Raw genomic sequence first — 15,585 nt, 5'->3', positions numbered from 1 at the left:
AGTCGTTCGCCAGTCTGAGGGCACTTACTATTCCCTCTTTCCCGGGTTTTAGGCTGTTGCTGTTATCTTTGACAGTGCATCCTGTCAGTAGTGTGATACAGCAGAGTGTTGTAAACAGTAAAATTCGTTGTTTCATTGTTTCATCATTTAATGAAAAGATGGATATTCCAAATTTTTCAAAATGTAATATCCATCAGTCACGTGTGTTCAATCAAAAATTCAGATTCCTATTTACCAGCCCGGATTCTGAAAAGAGGCTTTTTGTTCTTCCGTCAGCGGCTCTCCGTTCTCCTGTGTCAAACCATCGATAAAGGTTTGCGGGATGGGACGGAGCACATGCTTGTCGGCAATATTGGGAGCTGCCTGTGCATTGAATGCTTTGGCACGTTTTACCAGCAATCCGGCGCGGCTCAACTCTTCCCATCTGTTCCACTCGCCATTCAGCTCACGGGTACGTTCGTTGAAGATGAAGTTCAGCATGCGGTCGTACTCACTGGAGGCTCCCAACTTGGCCAGGATGGCTTCATCTTCTGCCGGCAGGTTGTTGGGACTGCTGATTTGTAAAGAGGAAGCAGCGGTGGTCTTATCGATACCTGTGGAAAGATAATAGCTGTTTTTCTGCAGATATACATTGCCGGCTGCATCTTTTAAATTTCCACCGTTATAACCGGGGTGCGAGTTGGCAAACCAGTTTACGTAGTTATCTGTCTTCCCGTTTTTAGAGTAGTTGGTAGATGCCGAATACAGGGTATTGCTTAACGGGAAAGCAATGGAAGCGTCCACATACAACTCCCTGTCTTCTCCCGGCTTCCACTGTGCCCGGGCGCGAAGTTGATTCACCGTGGCGATGGCACCCTGATAATTTTTTTGGCGTACCTGTGCTTCTGCTTTTATCAGGTAGGTCTCTCCGGTACGGGCCATGATAACGTCGCGATACCCATCCCCACCTTCTGCTGTTCTTGTACCATCCTGGGTTTTGTTCAATCCACAGAAAACATTTGATTTGGTAGCGTCGCCATTGCTGTTGTAATTGGGCAATACATATTCTCCCTCCAGATAAAGGGGAAATGCATTGGGAACCCATTTTCCTGTTTCCGGATTGATGAATTTGCTCTGGGTTGGTCTTCCGAATTTACCATAAGGTTCTCCATCGAAACGGGTGTCGCTCTTTTTGTTCATGATGAATACAATTCCCTGGTCTCCCAGTTTCACAGCGTTTTCGCCGAACGACTCATTCAGCTTGGCATCGCGGATATTGTTCACCCCGTAGACAGTACGGAACGATTTCCACAAACGGGCATCGTTTACGTTGTCGTAGGTGGAGTAGTTGTACTCCGTGGGACGACAACGCTGGAAATCTTGTCCGCCGATATGCGGGCCACGGCTAACCCAGCCGCCGCTAAACGTGTTGAACTGTGGGGTGAAGTAGGAGTGAGTACGGTTGCCAAATCGTCCTTTGGTGGAAGAGTCGGCATTGTGCTGTGCAGACATCAGAATTTCGGGGATGGCTTCGTTGGGATTGTCCACACCCGTCCAGCGGGCATACAGATCCCAGTAGTCGCTTGCCAGGGGTCTTGCGGCAATCACCTCGTCGCAAAGTTGTACGCACTTGGTTAAATCGGCATCCACGTAACTTGCATTCCAGCTGCTGTTTCGTTCAGAGGCACGGAAAAGCAATGCTTTCGCCCAGAAGTGAGCAGCAGCATATTTGGTCCACGTGCCTACGCCTCGCCAGTTTGTGGTGGGTAGCAATTTATAGGCATTTTCGAAATCGGAGATGATTTGTGCCATGGTCTCTTCTTCACTGGAGCGTTCAAAGTAACGAACCACGCCGCTTACAGGCTCCGTTTGCAGCACCACTCCACCATATTGGGCAAAAAGACGGTAGTAATTGTATCCACGCAGGAAGTAGGCTTCTCCCATGCTCTTGTTGCGCACATCCGCGTTGGTAATTTTATCTCCGTTTGCAAGGATCAGGTTTGCAGAAGAGATGCCGAAATACATCTGATTCCACAGCCCGTCTACCGGGGGGCAGTTTTTGTTGGCTGCCCCGGTCTCAACCGTGGCATTGGAAGCGTTCAGACGGTTATCATAGGTATTCCAGGGCTCGCTGGTAAGGTCGGCTCCGTTTGTAAACTCGTCGGTACCGTACAGGGTGATCCCGTATGCCCATTCATATCCAAAGTGCCATCTGATATTCCCATAAAGTGAAGTGGCCAGATCGGTAATTCCCTGTTCTGTTTCGAAATACTGGGTAGTATATGCCGTGGTATTCTCCTCATACAGGAAATCGTCTCCACAGGACCAAAGACTGAAGGCGAACAGCGATAACGCGCCAAGCAAAATTTTGCTATATAAATGTTTCATAATATATTTCTTCGTTTATCGTGATTAAAAACCAATTTCTAACCCAAAAGTAACTCCTCTGTTGTAATACGTGGAAGTTCCCAGGTCGAGATCCAGGAAATCGACTGAGCTGTAGAGATTACCCGGATTGCGTAATTGGGTAAATAATTTCAAATTATTGATGCCGAGTGGCTTGCAGATGTTTTTGGGCAAATGGTAACCCAATGAAATATTTCTGAACTTGATGAAAGATGCTTTTTTGAAGCCAATCAAGCTGGAGTAGGCATCGCCACCTACGCCGGGTGTTCCCGTATAGACTGGTTTTTGCCATTCAGCACCGGTATTGTCGGGTCTCCAGTAATCCAACTGGCGCTGATTGCCGTGTCCGTTCTGTGCTTCACCCCCTGTAGATACCATGTAGTTCATGCGCCCATAGAGTTCCACGTTCAATTCCAGGCCCTTGTAATTAAAGCTATTGCTCCAGCCTGTTGTCCAGCGCGGATTGGTGTTGCCCAGGATCACACGGTCTTCGCTGTTGATCACATAATCCCCGTTCTGATCGACCGGTTTTACACTACCCGGAGTGAACTTTTCGCCTTTCTCATTGAACTTGGCCATCTCTGCAGCATCTTCTTCCTGCCACAATCCATCGTTGTCGTATCCGTAATAAACGCTGATTGATTCTCCGATAAACCAGGAGTTATCGACCATGTCATTTTTGCCATTTGCCAGTTCAACGATCTCATCTTTCTGCCAGGCAAGGTTGAGGGTGGAATTCCATTCAAAATCTCTTGTCTTTACAGGTATAAAGTTCAGAGAAACATCGATCCCCTTGTTTTTTGTTTTTCCCACGTTGGCCATGGTATTGCTATACCCTGTAAGGGTGGGGATCGTCATGTTCATCAGCAGGTCGTTCGTATTGGATTTGTACACATCGATGGATCCGCCTATGCGTCCCCGGAGGAAGGTGAAATCGACACCGAGGTTCCATTGGGTGGTTTTCTCCCATTCCAGGGCGGGATTGGCCATCAATTCAGTACCCGAGAAATAATAAGGTTCGTTGGTGCCGTATGCCAGCACGTTGCCGGTGCCGCCAAAAGGTACCCAGAATGAACGAATGCTTCCCAATGTATCGTATGCACCCACAGCGGAGTTCCCAGTCATACCCATACCCAGACGCAGTTTTAGCTGATCGAGCCAGGAAAGATCCTGCATAAATTCCTCCTGGTCAATTCTCCATCCTAATGCAGCACTGGGGAAAAAAGCCCATTTGTGACCTGCCGAAAGAACCGAGGAGCCATCGTAGCGGCCCGAAACGGTAAACAGGTAACGATCTTTCCATGAATAGTTGAAACGAGCCATGTAGGATGCCAGCTGAGACTGTGTTAATCCGGTACCCATGCTCGCTTTTGCATCGGTGCTGGTAATATCCACCGAACCCATGTTGTTCCATTTGAAACTGGCTTTCGGAATATTCTGGGCACCCATGCTTCCTGATTCCGCATCATATTTAGATGCAGATTGCAACAACGTAATATCAAACTTATGATCGTCGATCGCTTTATTATACGTAACGATGTTGTCCAATACCCAGGAGAATCTTCTATCGTAATTCCAGGAAGCATAGCTTGTTCCACCCTGACGTACAGCCGATGTTTTGTCGATATAGATCCCACGGCGATAATAGCGGAAGTCGGGTCCGAAATTGCTCTTGAAACTTAATCCTTCGAGGGGTTCCCATATTTTACCCAAATCAACATTGGCGTAGAAACTACCCAATGCACGCAATGTCTGCCTCTGTTCGTCCGATTTTTTCCATTCATCGACCACCGTGTATACTCCATTCATATTGGAAGGAGTTAGTATGATCTCTCCGTTGGCATCATAAGGCTGGGCTACACTTAATATCTGTTTGGCTGCAGCATAAATTTCTGTCGGCCCTGAACTGGAAGACTGACCTGTGCGGGAATAACCATAACTTTGGTTGCTCCAGGAAGTATTGATGGATCCTCCCAGGCTAAACCAGTTTGTCGGCTTTATTTCGGTGGACATTGACGCGTTGTAGCGGTTGAATGATTGTCCCTTTTGCGTTCCTTCGTTGTTCATGTAACCCAACGAAAAGAAGGAAGTGATTTTGTCGGTTCCGCCACTGGCACTGATGGTGTGTTCCTGGGTTACCCCTGTCTGTGTGACCAGGTCACCCCAGTTGGTGTTTGTCACTTTGGAACCATCCCAGCTGTTGCCGGACCAGCCTTTCATAACGTTGTTAAACGCAGTTTCGTCGAGTGCACTAAAGAATGTCTCATCCTGGGTTTTTGAGGGCTGATTGCCGGGACTGTATGCGGTTGGGTTCGCATTATAATGAGCCCATCTGCGCCAGGTAATGTAATCGTTGGCGTTCATCCCGGGAGATAAATCGTGTATTTTCTCAAACGTGAACGTTCCCGAATAGTTCAGGCTTAAGGAGCCTGCTTTACCCCGCTTGGTGGTTACCAGGATTACACCATTGGCACCCCGTGATCCGTATACAGCGGTGGAAGATGCATCTTTTAATACGTTGATGCTTTCAATATCGCGGGGGTTGATGCTTTCAATACCTCCTGAGCTTAGTACTACTCCGTCAACCACATAAAGCGGCGCGTTGGTGGCACTCAGCGAACGGTTACCACGGACGCGAATGGACCCTAGTTCACCGGGACGCTGGGATGAAGTAATGTCTACACCGGCCACTTTGCCCTGCAACGCTTCAAAAGCATTGGTAACCGGCTTCGTGGTCAACTCCTCGGCCGAGACGACGGCCACAGCCCCTGTAACGTCACTTTTGCGCATGGTGCCGTATCCTACCACGATCACCTCTTCGAGCAGTTCTGTATCTTCTTCGAGTGCAATATTGATGATAGTCCGTCCATTAACCGGAATAGCTTGCGTATGCATTCCCACATAAGACACCTCTAAAACAGCGTTAGATGGCACATTGGGGAGTGTGAAGTTACCATCAACATCCGTAACTGTGCCGAAATTGGTGCCTCGTACCTGCACGGTAACGCCCACTAACGATTCTCCGGAACCGTCGGTAATATTACCTCTTACGGTAATATTCTGGGCAAAGACACCCAAGGAAAATAAAGTCACCATAGTGAGCAAAATTCCTTTTTTTAAAATCATCATTTTTCTTTTCATTTCATCTCTCATTTGTTTAGATTAATAATTATTTGGGCATTGATTAGATATGATAAATATATGCAGTCGTCTATTTTTGGGAGTAAAGGTTTTTTTGTTTGTATCTCTTTAACGTAAGCAGTGATTTTAAGAGTTGTTTGTTCTGTCAGTCTTTTATAGTGTTAAATTTAATGAATATTGCACTTTAAGGCATAACAAAGGTAAAGGTTGGTTGCAATCAAGCACTGTGAAAAATGATTTGATAACTGTGAAAAATGATATAATGTGGGAATGCATCAGAAATGGTTTTTTTTTGTTAATTTTGCAGTCATGAATATCGTCACCTCTCCTTCTTCCACGCCATCGTTTAACCTGGCTGCAGAAGAATTTTTATTCTCGAAAAAGGGAGAAAACTTTTTATGGCTCTATGCGAATGAGCCGAGTGTGATTATCGGATCCAATCAGGCGGTACTCAACGAGGTGGATCCCGACTATTGCATCGAGCACAGTATCCGGATCATTCGTCGCCTGTCGGGTGGTGGAGCGGTCTATCACGATACAGGAAATCTGAATTTTGCCTTTATCCGGGACAGCGTAGGTGCACCATTGAGTGCCGTTTTTCTGGAGCCTGTTGTGGAAGTGCTTCATGAATTGGGTATTCCTGTGGAGATAGGAAAAAGAAAAGATCTGTGGCTGGAGGGGTACAAAATATCGGGTACGGCCTCTCATATCTCCAGGGGGAGGGAATTGCATCACGGTACCCTGCTTTATGATACAGAGCTGCAGAGGTTGCAGAAGTCCCTCTCGCCGGAAGAGATCAACCGTATTAAAAAAGCCACTCCTTCGGTGCCCAGTCCGGTGCGGAATATCCGCTCATTTCTGGCTGAAAAAAAGAAAAGCGCACCGGAGGCAGCCGTTTTTTTTGACATGTTTACCCGAAAGCTACTGGCCTACTACGGACTGGATAAGATCACTACACTACGGGATGAAGAGATCTCCGAAATAGAGGAACTCCAAATGAGCAAATATACACAGCGCAACTGGAACTACCGAATGTAAAGTCTCCCTTGCCATGTCTCCTTTTCACAAAACCGTTTTAAAACCTTTTCCCTTACTTCGTAGTTTTTAAAACCCCAGTCGGGGGCGATAAGCAGCTTCGAAGGCGATTGGGAAGTAAACCGTTCAATGTAGATATCGGGATGGAGTAGCTCGGCAAAACGAACACAGAGGTCTATGTATTCCTCCAGCGTAAACAGGTTAAATGATTCGGGAAGGAGCTTGTACTCTCTTGCCATGGCGGTACTCCTGATGATTTGCAACTGGTGTAGTTTGAGGGTCGTGAGGGGTAATTCGGAGAGCTTGCCGGCATGGTGCAGGATATCTTCTTCGGTCTCGCCGGGAAGTCCCAGAATCATGTGTGCGCCTACCGGAATATTTCTTTCTGCTGTTTTGCGGATCATTTCAGCCGACTCTTCGTAGGTATGCTGGCGATTTACCCGTTCCAGGGTTTTGTTTAAAGTGGATTCCACTCCATACTCCACCAAGACAAACGTCTTTTTGCTGAGCTCTTCAAAATAATCGAGCAGCTCGGCGGGCATACAGTCGGGGCGGGTGCCCACGATCAACCCGACCACGCCGGGGTAGGCCAGCGCCTCCTCATATTTGCCGGTCAGCGATGCTAGGCTGTCGTAAGTGCTGGTATAGGATTGAAAATAGGCCAGGTATTTCATCTCCGGATATTTGTGCGAGAAGAAATGGATGCCGTCGGCCAGTTGTTCCGTAATGGTTTTGGTGGGCTTGCCATAGCCGGGACTGAAGCTTTGGTTGTTGCAATAGGTGCATCCACCGCGTCCCTTGTTGCCATCACGGTTGGGACAGGTAAATCCGGCATTGATGGATATCTTCTGTACCTTGTAGGGAAATCGTGCCGAGAGATAATCGGAAAAATCACGATAGGGTTTGTCGTTTAAAAACACTTGCTCTGATTTTTATTGTGCAAAGATAACATAATGAATGTCATTACATCTTTTTATCGGGAGTTTCTTTTATCTGTTGCCATAGAATATCCGAGCCTTTTTTACACAGGCGATGTTTTTACACAAAAAAGAGGACCGGCTAAAATAGTCAGTCCTCTTTATAATATACCGGAGTAACAGAATTCTCCGAGGAATTTGGATTAAGCCTTTGCCTCGTCGGTTCCTTCTTCCTGTTCGGTTTCAGGTGCATCTGCGGATTCAGCCTGCTCTGCTTCTACAGCCTTTGCTGCTTCCGCTTTGGCTTCTGCCTTGGCAGCCTCTTTTTTGAAAGCTTCAACCTTCTGATTGTCGAGTTTCTCTTTCAGTGCAGCCAATTCTTCGATGTCGCCCAAGGTGGTCTTTTCCATTACAGGAACAGCTGCTGAAACTTCGCTTCCTCCTTCTCTCTTGCCACTGCGTTTTCCTCTTCTTCTGGAGTCTTCGCCGGAGATATCTTCGTGGATGCGGCTGTGAGAAACAATGATGCGTTTGGCATCTTTGTTGAACTCGATCACCTTAAATTCGAGCTTTTCTTCCACCTGAGCCTGTGAGTTGTCTTCCTTAACCAGGTGTTTGGGAGTTGCAAATCCTTCCACGCCATAGGGTAGAGAGATAACTGCTCCCTTGTCGAGCATTTCCACGATCGTTCCTTCGTGAATGGAACCCACGGTAAAGATTGTTTCAAACACATCCCATGGATTTTCTTCCAGCTGCTTGTGACCAAGGCTTAAGCGGCGATTTTCCTTGTCGATGTCCAGTACCTGAACTTCAATGGGAGCACCAATTTCAGTTACTTCACTCGGATGTTTGATCTTCTTTGTCCACGAAAGGTCGGAAATATGGATCAGACCCTCTACGCCTTCTTCAATCTCCACAAAGGCACCAAAGTTGGTGAAGTTGCGTACGGTAGCCGTATGGGTGCTGCCCACCGGATATTTGATTTCAATGCTTTCCCATGGATCTGGCTTGAGCTGTTTTACGCCGAGCGACATCTTGCGCTCGTCGCGGTCGAGCGTGAGAATCACTGCCTCTACCTCTTCGCCAACGGTCATGAAGTCCTGTGCACTGTGAAGGTGTTGCGTCCAGCTCATTTCCGATACGTGGATCAGTCCTTCCACACCGGGGGCAATCTCTACAAATGCACCGTAATCGGCAATCACCACTACTTTTCCTTTCACAATATCGCCGACCTTCAGTGTTTCGCTCAATGCATCCCACGGATGTGGTGTCAGTTGCTTCAGGCCGAGTGCGATACGTTTTTTCTCGTTGTCGAAATCGAGGATTACCACGTTGATCTTGTCGTCCAGCTGTACCACCTCTTCGGGGTGTTGAATACGTCCCCAGGAAAGGTCGGTAATATGTACCAGGCCGTCCACACCTCCCAAATCGACAAACACACCGTAAGAGGTGATATTTTTTACCACACCTTCGAGTACCTGTCCTTTTTCGAGTTTCGAGATAATCTCTTTTTTCTGTTGTTCCAGTTCTTCCTCAATGAGTGCTTTGTGTGAAACAACCACGTTTTTGTATTCAGGGTTGATTTTCACTACCTTGAATTCCATTGTTTTGTCTACAAACAAATCGTAATCACGAATCGGTTTAACGTCGATCTGTGAACCGGGCAGGAATGCTTCGATACCGAACACATCCACGATCATACCGCCTTTGGTACGGCATTTGATATAACCCTTGATGATTTCGTTGTTTTCCAGCGCAGCATTGACACGATCCCAGGAGCGTGACGCGCGGGCTTTCTTGTGGGAAAGGATCAACTGTCCTTTTTTGTCTTCCTGGCTCTCGATGTATACTTCTACTTCGTCGCCAATTTTCAGGTCGGGGTTGTAACGGAATTCGTTCATCGATACCACGCCATCGGATTTATAGCCGATGTTTACAACCACTTCGCGTTTGTTCATGGAGGTTACGATACCTGTCACCACCTCTTTGTCGCTGATTTTGCTCAACGTGTTGTCGTAGCTCTCGGTAAGTTTTTCTCTGTTTTCTTTGCTGTAAGGATCACCTTCAGCATACGCAGCCCAATCGAAATCTTCTACCGGAGCCACATTTTTCAGGTTTTCAGTCATTTTGAAATAAAATAATTTACTTTAAATAGTGAGACATTATGTTGCTTATAAAAAAAGTGGTGCAAAGATAATCGGTTTTTTATTAATAACCAACTCTTTGCACCCTCAATTTCGAAAAAATATCATGGGATGATTGCCGCATATTATAAAAGCAATCCTTGCTGTACCTCCCGTCGTGTTGGCATGCCTGCAATCTGTTCTACCAGCCTTAGTGCAAAGTCAAATACCAAACCAGGACCTTTTCCCGTGATCATGTTTCCGTCCACCACCACATTTTCTCCGGTAACCTGTGCGCCGATCAGTTCCGGCTCGAATCCAGGATAGCAGGTAGCCCGTTTCTCCTCCAGCAAACGAAGGCCACCCAGTACCATGGGAGCCGCACAGATGGAGGCGATCATCTTTTGCTGCTTGTTGAATTCCAAAAGCAGTTTTTTCACTCCTTCGTGTTCATTTAGATGCTTCGCACCAGGCATTCCTCCCGGTAGCACCAACACTTCCACTTCAGAGAAATCTGCTTCATTGAAGGTGGTGTCGGCAATGACAGCAATATTATGTGCACCGGTCACCGTTTTGTCGCCAGAGATGGAGATGGTTTTTACCGGTATTTGCGCTCTTCTCAAAATATCCAGTGTGCCGAGCGCTTCAATTTCTTCAAATCCGTTTGCTAAAAATAGGGCTACTCGTTTCATACATTTATTTTTTGTGGGTTATTCGGGTAGATAAAATCTATTCGGGTAGATAAAATCAATAATCTGATGCGCGTGCACGCACCGTTCAACACTGTAGATGTATCAGTTCAGATTGAACCGGTATGTGATAGTCCCCTGCTGGTTGTTGGGCGAGGTTATCGCGTTGAATTTGGTGTTTTTGGCAGCACGCAATGCTTCGTTACGAAGGGCGGCATTGGGCGTATTTGTCCCTCGTCCAATTTCAGCGTTGATTACATTTCCTCCAGGGTCTACGGTAATATTAACAACGACAGTGCCATAATCGTTCACAGAGTAACGTGGTTGAACCAGTCCTCCGCTGCCAAGGCTGCGTCCGCCCAAGTCGTACGAGCCGATTCCCCCTGTGCCGGTGGGGGATCCCTGTGTGGCATTTCCGGTGGAAACACCCTGAGTGCCGCTGCCTTCGGTATTGCCCCGGCTGTCGGCGCTTTCGCCAAAGAGGCCCGACATCTGTTGGTTGATTTCTCTTCGACGTGCTTCTTCCGCTCTTCGTATCCGTTCCGCTTCTTCCCTTTTTCTACGCTCTTCGGCCAGTTGTGCCCGGCGGCGTTCTTCTTCCCGTTGCGCTTCCACGTCGATGGTTGGCTCAGAGGTTTGCGTAATCATTGGCTCATTGGGCCTGTATTCCGGGACTGACGGGGTGGGGGCGGGAGCAGGTGTCGCTTCGGCAATCGGTGCCTCCGTGATGCCGAAAGCATTTTCGGTAGCACCAAACATGACTGGAATACCTTCCAGCTCCTGGGGAGGGGTTGCCAGGGTGAAGTAGGAAAAAATAAGCACAAGAAGGAGCAACACCGCAAAGATGATTGTTCCCACTAGTCCACCTATTTTTTCTTTTGTTAGCTGCATCTGGATTTCTCCGTTTAATTCGGCCTTGTCATCAGCACCATTTTGAATTTATTCTGATTGGCGATATCCAGGATTCGCACAATCTCCCTGTAGGGAACGCTCTCGTCGGCATAAAGTGCCACAAAAATATCGGGATCGGCCGTGTATGCCGATTGCAGAAACGGAGTGATTGCTTCGAAGGCAACCTGACGTTCTGTTTCGTTGGCATTGGCCACATAGTAATTCAAATCCTTGTCGATGGTCACCCGGGTAATAGGCTTTGCCTGCGCCTGTTGTTGTGCTCGGGGCAACAATACTTGAATAGCATTCGGCACGACAATTGTAGAAGTGATCATGAAGAAAATAAGCAATAAAAAGATCACATCCGTCATGGATGCCATGCTGAAATTTGATTCTAATTTAAATCGTTGTTTTAATGCCATAGCTTCCGATCTTCTTTAAACAGCCGGTTCATTCAGAATGTCCATGAACTCCATGATTCTCATTTCGAGCCTGTTCACGATGCCTTTGATGCGCGTTGCAAGATAGTTATAAGCAAAAAGGGCAATGATCCCCACAATAAGCCCCCCTACAGTCGTGACCAGCGCTTCATAAATACCGGTCGAGAGAATATTTACGTCCACATTGGCTCCCGCACTTGCCATATCCATAAAAGCTTTCACCATACCGGTTACGGTTCCCAAAAAACCAACCATGGGAGCACCCGATGCGGATGTTGCCAGCACGGGAAGTCCCTTTTCCAGTTTTGATATTTCTATATTTCCCTGGTTTTCAATGGCGGACATCACATCGACTGTGGGCCTGCCCAGGCGTGAGATCCCTTTCTCCACCATGCGGGCCGATGGCGTATCGGTGTGGCGGCAGAGAGCCAGGGCAGCGTCGATTTTCCCGTCGTGGATATAATCCTTGATGCGGTTCATAAAAGAACTGTCTTCTTTGCCGGCTTTGTTGATGACCAGAGTCCTTTCTATCAGGACATATATCGTCATTAACAGCAGAATGAGCAGTACAATCATCAACCATCCGCCTTTCAAAGCGAGCTCGAATGCATTCATTGTTACGGCCTCCGTTTCTGCGGTTGTTGCCTGCTGCATTGCGTTGTATATTGCCTGTGCAGTATCTGCCGGCATGGGGATTTGCAAAAGATTCATACGATGTGTATTTATTTGATACGTCTGAAGTTAGTTATGCTCGATGCCTATTTGGAATAAAGATAGCAGTTTTTGTCATGTCAAACCTCTGTTGAAGGCTCTTTTAAACAATTTTTATACGCTTTTATTGTTTTTTCCAAACCAAGATAAAGCGCATCGCAAATGAGGGAATGCCCGATGGACACTTCTTTGATCCACGGTATATGTACGTAAAGCCACTGAAGGTTATCCAGATTAAGGTCGTGACCCGCATTTACACCTAATCCCAGGTTTTTGGCCAGGGTGGCAGCTTCCAGATAGGGGGCAACAGCTTTCTCCCGGTCGGATGGATAGAGTTCGGCGTAGGGACCGGTGTAGAGTTCTATGCGGTCGGTGCCGATCTGTGAAGCCATGCGGATCATATCGGGATTAGCGTCCACAAAGATGGAGGTGCGTACGCCCATCGATTGAAATTCATTCACTATGTCGGTCAGAAAATCTTTGTGGGCGACCGTATCCCATCCTGCATTGGAGGTGATAGCGTCGTGGGCGTCCGGCACGAGGGTTACCTGCGTCGGTCTTATTCGTTGAATGAGGGAAATAAACTCGGGAGTTGGATTGCCCTCAATATTGAACTCCGTATGTACTTTTGCCTGCAAATCAAATACATCGGAATAACGGATGTGTCGCTGATCGGGGCGGGGATGCACGGTGATGCCATCGGCTCCGAAGAGCTGACAGTCTACAGCTACCTGCACCACATCGGGAATATTTCCACCGCGGGCATTCCGCAGGGTCGCAATTTTGTTTACGTTTACGCTTAGTTTCGTCATATTATTTTAAAAACAATCCGTCGCAAAGAGGCGAATTCGCAAATTTTTGCCATCTTTGTAAAACAGTTACAAAAGTAATACGAAATAACCGTTTTACGCAATGTCGGTCAAAGAATTTATCAATAATCAGGTCGAAAAGTTTGCTTCACCACTTACACCAGAACAGTTTACGGAGTTGACGGAAACGGAAAATTCACTTCTTATTCTGGAGATTCCGTTTAAAGATTACACGCTCACGGAGATAGCCAGGATTGTGGAAAGCAACAATGCCCATGTGACGTCTCTTTCCGTGATGCCGTTCTCGGGCGGAGCCGATTTGTTGGTGTCACTGAAGCTGGATGTGGACGACCTCTCCGCTGTATTGCGGAGTTTCGAACGGTTCAACTACCATGTAGTATACTATTTTATGCGTGAAGGTGAGGTGACCGACACCCAGAAAGAACGGCTGGATGAGTTATTGTATTACCTGGAAATGTAGCCGGTATATTTCAGGATTGTTGTTTGCCGAAATAAGTTTGACGACGGATAAATGAAGTTTGCATTATTTGGTAGTATGTTCCCCGACAGGACCGCAAAAGCGGAAGAGCAGATATTCGGGGTTTGCGATGCCATCAGGCGGAACGGAGGGGAGTTGTACTTACCCGAGAATTTTTACCTCTCTCTGCCGGGTTATATTCAGCAGAAAGTGGGCCCGATCTCGGAACTTGTCGAGACGTTGCCTCAAGTGGACATGGTAGTGAGCGTGGGAGGCGATGGTACTTTCCTACGTACGGCCGCCACGGTGGGGGATTCCGGCATCCCCGTGCTGGGCATAAACACCGGTCGTCTGGGTTTTCTTGCCGCCATTAATTATGCCGATGTAGAAGAAACACTGCAGGAGGTGATGAACAGTGCCTACAAAGTGCAGGAACGCACTTTAATAAAAATGACGACCGACGAGACCTTCCCCCCCGAGTACTTCAACACGCACGCACTGAATGAAGTAGCTATCCTGAAACAGGACACAGCCTCAATGCTCTCCATCCATGCCTACATCAACAACGATTATCTGACTTCCTATCAGGCCGACGGACTGGTGATTGCTACCCCAACCGGATCCACGGCATACTCGTTAAGCATCGGAGGAGCTATTCTCTCGCCCACCACACCCAGTATTATCCTTTCTGCCATTGCGCCTCACAACCTTACTTCGCGCTCGTTGGTGGTGGATGACAGCAGCATCATCTCTCTGAAAGTGGAAAGTCGTAGTCATATGTTTCTGGTTTCAGTCGATGGCCAGTCGCGCGTGCTGGATGAGACGGTGAATATCCAGGTCAGAAAAGGAGACTATACGCTGCGCGTGGTAAAGAGGCTGGGCCACACGTTCTACGAGACTCTACGCGATAAACTGATGTGGGGAGCCGATGTGCGGAAACAATGATGATTCCGCCACATATAACCGGCAACTGCAGTTATTCTTCTTCCATTTTCTCCTCGTGGGGCAGGTATTTATCCAACGCAAGAATAAGCAGGTAAAAGACCGCCATGAAGACAAATATCCCTGCCATTCCAATTCCTGCAATAAACAAAGCTACTTCTATGGTCGATGTCATGATTTTTTTGTTTTAAGCAAATAAAGGAACCAATGTTAATATAATACCTCCGGCCACTACCGAACCGATCTGTCCTCCAACATTGGCACTGATAGCCGGCATAAGCAGGTAGTTGTATGGATCTTCTTTTTGACCCATCTGATGGATCACGCGTGCCGACATCGGGAAGGCAGAAATGCCGCAGGCTCCCACCATCGGGTTGATCTTGTTGCCCTCCTTGCGGAACAGATTCAACAACTTGGCAAAGATCACGCCGCCAAACGTGTCGAAGACAAAAGCAAACAATCCCAACGCAATGATGATGAGCGTATCCAGGCGAATGAAACGCTCGGCCGTCATCGTGCTGGCAATCGTGATCCCGAGGAGCAATGTTACCAGGCTGGCCAGTTCGTTTTGCGCTGAAAGAGATAGCTTATTTAAAACACCACATTCGCGTACAAGGTTTCCAAACATCAGGAATCCGATCAATGCCAATGATGAAGGTGCAATGATTCCGGCAACGACGGTAACCACAATAGGAAAGGCAATCAATGCCTTCTTTGAGATCTTCTTGTTATTGTTGCCTGTCATGCGGATCAACCTCTCTTTGCGGGATGTCAGCAACCGGATTACGGGCGGTTGAATGATCGGAACCAATGCCATATAGGAGTAGGCTGCCACAGAAATGGGACCCAGCAAGTTGGGTGCAAAACGAGATGCCACCACAATGGAGGTGGGACCGTCTGCAGCGCCGATAATGCCGATGGAGGCTGCTTCCCTTAAGTCGTACCCCAGGATGGATGCAAGCACCATCGTGAGAAAAATACCGAACTGTGCTGCAGCTCCAAATAACAACAGCGACGGATTTCG

14 protein-coding genes are annotated in these 15,585 nt (G+C 47.5%); 3 read left to right on the top strand and 11 right to left on the bottom strand.

Annotated features, from left to right (window positions below; all coding sequences use genetic code 11):
- Nucleotides 1-231: 231 nt before the first annotated feature.
- The gene (locus B3Z75_RS02205; protein ID WP_294067269.1) at nucleotides 232-2,367 is read right to left on the bottom strand and encodes a RagB/SusD family nutrient uptake outer membrane protein; all 2,136 of its coding nucleotides are present in this window, start codon (nucleotides 2,365-2,367) and stop codon (nucleotides 232-234) included.
- A 24-nt stretch (nucleotides 2,368-2,391) separates the two neighbouring features.
- Nucleotides 2,392-5,514, bottom strand: a complete 3,123-nt coding sequence (locus B3Z75_RS02200) for a SusC/RagA family TonB-linked outer membrane protein (protein WP_294067268.1) — start codon at nucleotides 5,512-5,514, stop codon at nucleotides 2,392-2,394.
- 282 nt (nucleotides 5,515-5,796) lie between these two features.
- Between B3Z75_RS02200 and B3Z75_RS02195 the strand changes: the two genes are divergently transcribed.
- Nucleotides 5,797-6,564 carry a lipoate--protein ligase family protein gene (locus B3Z75_RS02195; RefSeq protein ID WP_294067267.1) on the top strand — a complete coding sequence of 256 codons (768 nt, stop codon included), beginning with the start codon at nucleotides 5,797-5,799 and terminating at the stop codon, nucleotides 6,562-6,564.
- Here B3Z75_RS02195 and B3Z75_RS02190 read toward each other — a convergent pair.
- From B3Z75_RS02190 to B3Z75_RS02160, 7 genes are all read right to left on the bottom strand, one after another.
- On the bottom strand, nucleotides 6,552-7,481 hold the full coding sequence (locus B3Z75_RS02190; protein WP_294067266.1) for a TIGR01212 family radical SAM protein: 930 nt from the start codon (nucleotides 7,479-7,481) through the stop codon (nucleotides 6,552-6,554). The two genes, B3Z75_RS02195 and B3Z75_RS02190, sit on opposite strands and share 13 nt — an antisense overlap.
- 200 nt (nucleotides 7,482-7,681) lie before the next feature.
- Nucleotides 7,682-9,604, bottom strand: a complete 1,923-nt coding sequence (rpsA, locus tag B3Z75_RS02185; RefSeq protein WP_294067265.1) for a 30S ribosomal protein S1 — start codon at nucleotides 9,602-9,604, stop codon at nucleotides 7,682-7,684.
- 143 nt (nucleotides 9,605-9,747) lie between these two features.
- Nucleotides 9,748-10,293 (bottom strand): DJ-1 family glyoxalase III, encoded by a 546-nt coding sequence (locus B3Z75_RS02180; RefSeq protein WP_294067264.1) that lies wholly within the window; start codon nucleotides 10,291-10,293, stop codon nucleotides 9,748-9,750.
- A 102-nt stretch (nucleotides 10,294-10,395) separates the two neighbouring features.
- On the bottom strand, nucleotides 10,396-11,181 hold the full coding sequence (locus B3Z75_RS02175) for an energy transducer TonB family protein (protein ID WP_294067263.1): 786 nt from the start codon (nucleotides 11,179-11,181) through the stop codon (nucleotides 10,396-10,398).
- 14 nt (nucleotides 11,182-11,195) lie between these two features.
- Nucleotides 11,196-11,603 carry an ExbD/TolR family protein gene (locus B3Z75_RS02170; RefSeq protein ID WP_294067262.1) on the bottom strand — a complete coding sequence of 136 codons (408 nt, stop codon included), beginning with the start codon at nucleotides 11,601-11,603 and terminating at the stop codon, nucleotides 11,196-11,198.
- Between the two features lie 15 nt (nucleotides 11,604-11,618).
- Nucleotides 11,619-12,332 carry a MotA/TolQ/ExbB proton channel family protein gene (locus B3Z75_RS02165; RefSeq protein ID WP_414702848.1) on the bottom strand — a complete coding sequence of 238 codons (714 nt, stop codon included), beginning with the start codon at nucleotides 12,330-12,332 and terminating at the stop codon, nucleotides 11,619-11,621.
- An 80-nt stretch (nucleotides 12,333-12,412) separates the two neighbouring features.
- Complete coding sequence (locus B3Z75_RS02160; protein WP_294067261.1) at nucleotides 12,413-13,144, bottom strand: pyridoxine 5'-phosphate synthase; 732 nt, start codon at nucleotides 13,142-13,144, stop codon at nucleotides 12,413-12,415.
- A gap of 100 nt (nucleotides 13,145-13,244) precedes the next feature.
- Here B3Z75_RS02160 and B3Z75_RS02155 point away from each other — a divergent pair, with 100 nt between their 5' ends.
- Together B3Z75_RS02155 and B3Z75_RS02150 are read left to right on the top strand one after the other, a co-directional pair.
- The gene (locus tag B3Z75_RS02155) at nucleotides 13,245-13,622 is read left to right on the top strand and encodes a hypothetical protein (RefSeq protein WP_294067260.1); all 378 of its coding nucleotides are present in this window, start codon (nucleotides 13,245-13,247) and stop codon (nucleotides 13,620-13,622) included.
- A 51-nt stretch (nucleotides 13,623-13,673) separates the two neighbouring features.
- Nucleotides 13,674-14,564: an NAD kinase gene (locus tag B3Z75_RS02150; protein ID WP_294067259.1), complete on the top strand. Its 891-nt coding sequence runs from the start codon at nucleotides 13,674-13,676 to the stop codon at nucleotides 14,562-14,564.
- Nucleotides 14,565-14,595: 31 nt separating this feature from the next.
- Here B3Z75_RS02150 and B3Z75_RS02145 read toward each other — a convergent pair whose 3' ends face one another.
- Nucleotides 14,596-14,736, bottom strand: a complete 141-nt coding sequence (locus B3Z75_RS02145) for an OadG-related small transporter subunit (RefSeq protein WP_294067257.1) — start codon at nucleotides 14,734-14,736, stop codon at nucleotides 14,596-14,598.
- A 12-nt stretch (nucleotides 14,737-14,748) separates the two neighbouring features.
- The coding region (locus B3Z75_RS02140) for a sodium ion-translocating decarboxylase subunit beta (RefSeq protein WP_294067255.1) at nucleotides 14,749-15,585 on the bottom strand (837 nt) is incomplete at its 5' end.

Source organism: Proteiniphilum sp. UBA1028, from assembly GCF_002316955.1.
Taxonomy (GTDB): domain Bacteria; phylum Bacteroidota; class Bacteroidia; order Bacteroidales; family Dysgonomonadaceae; genus Proteiniphilum.
Note: the sequence above shows the minus strand (reverse complement) of the source record. Positions and strands in the feature narration are given on the sequence as shown.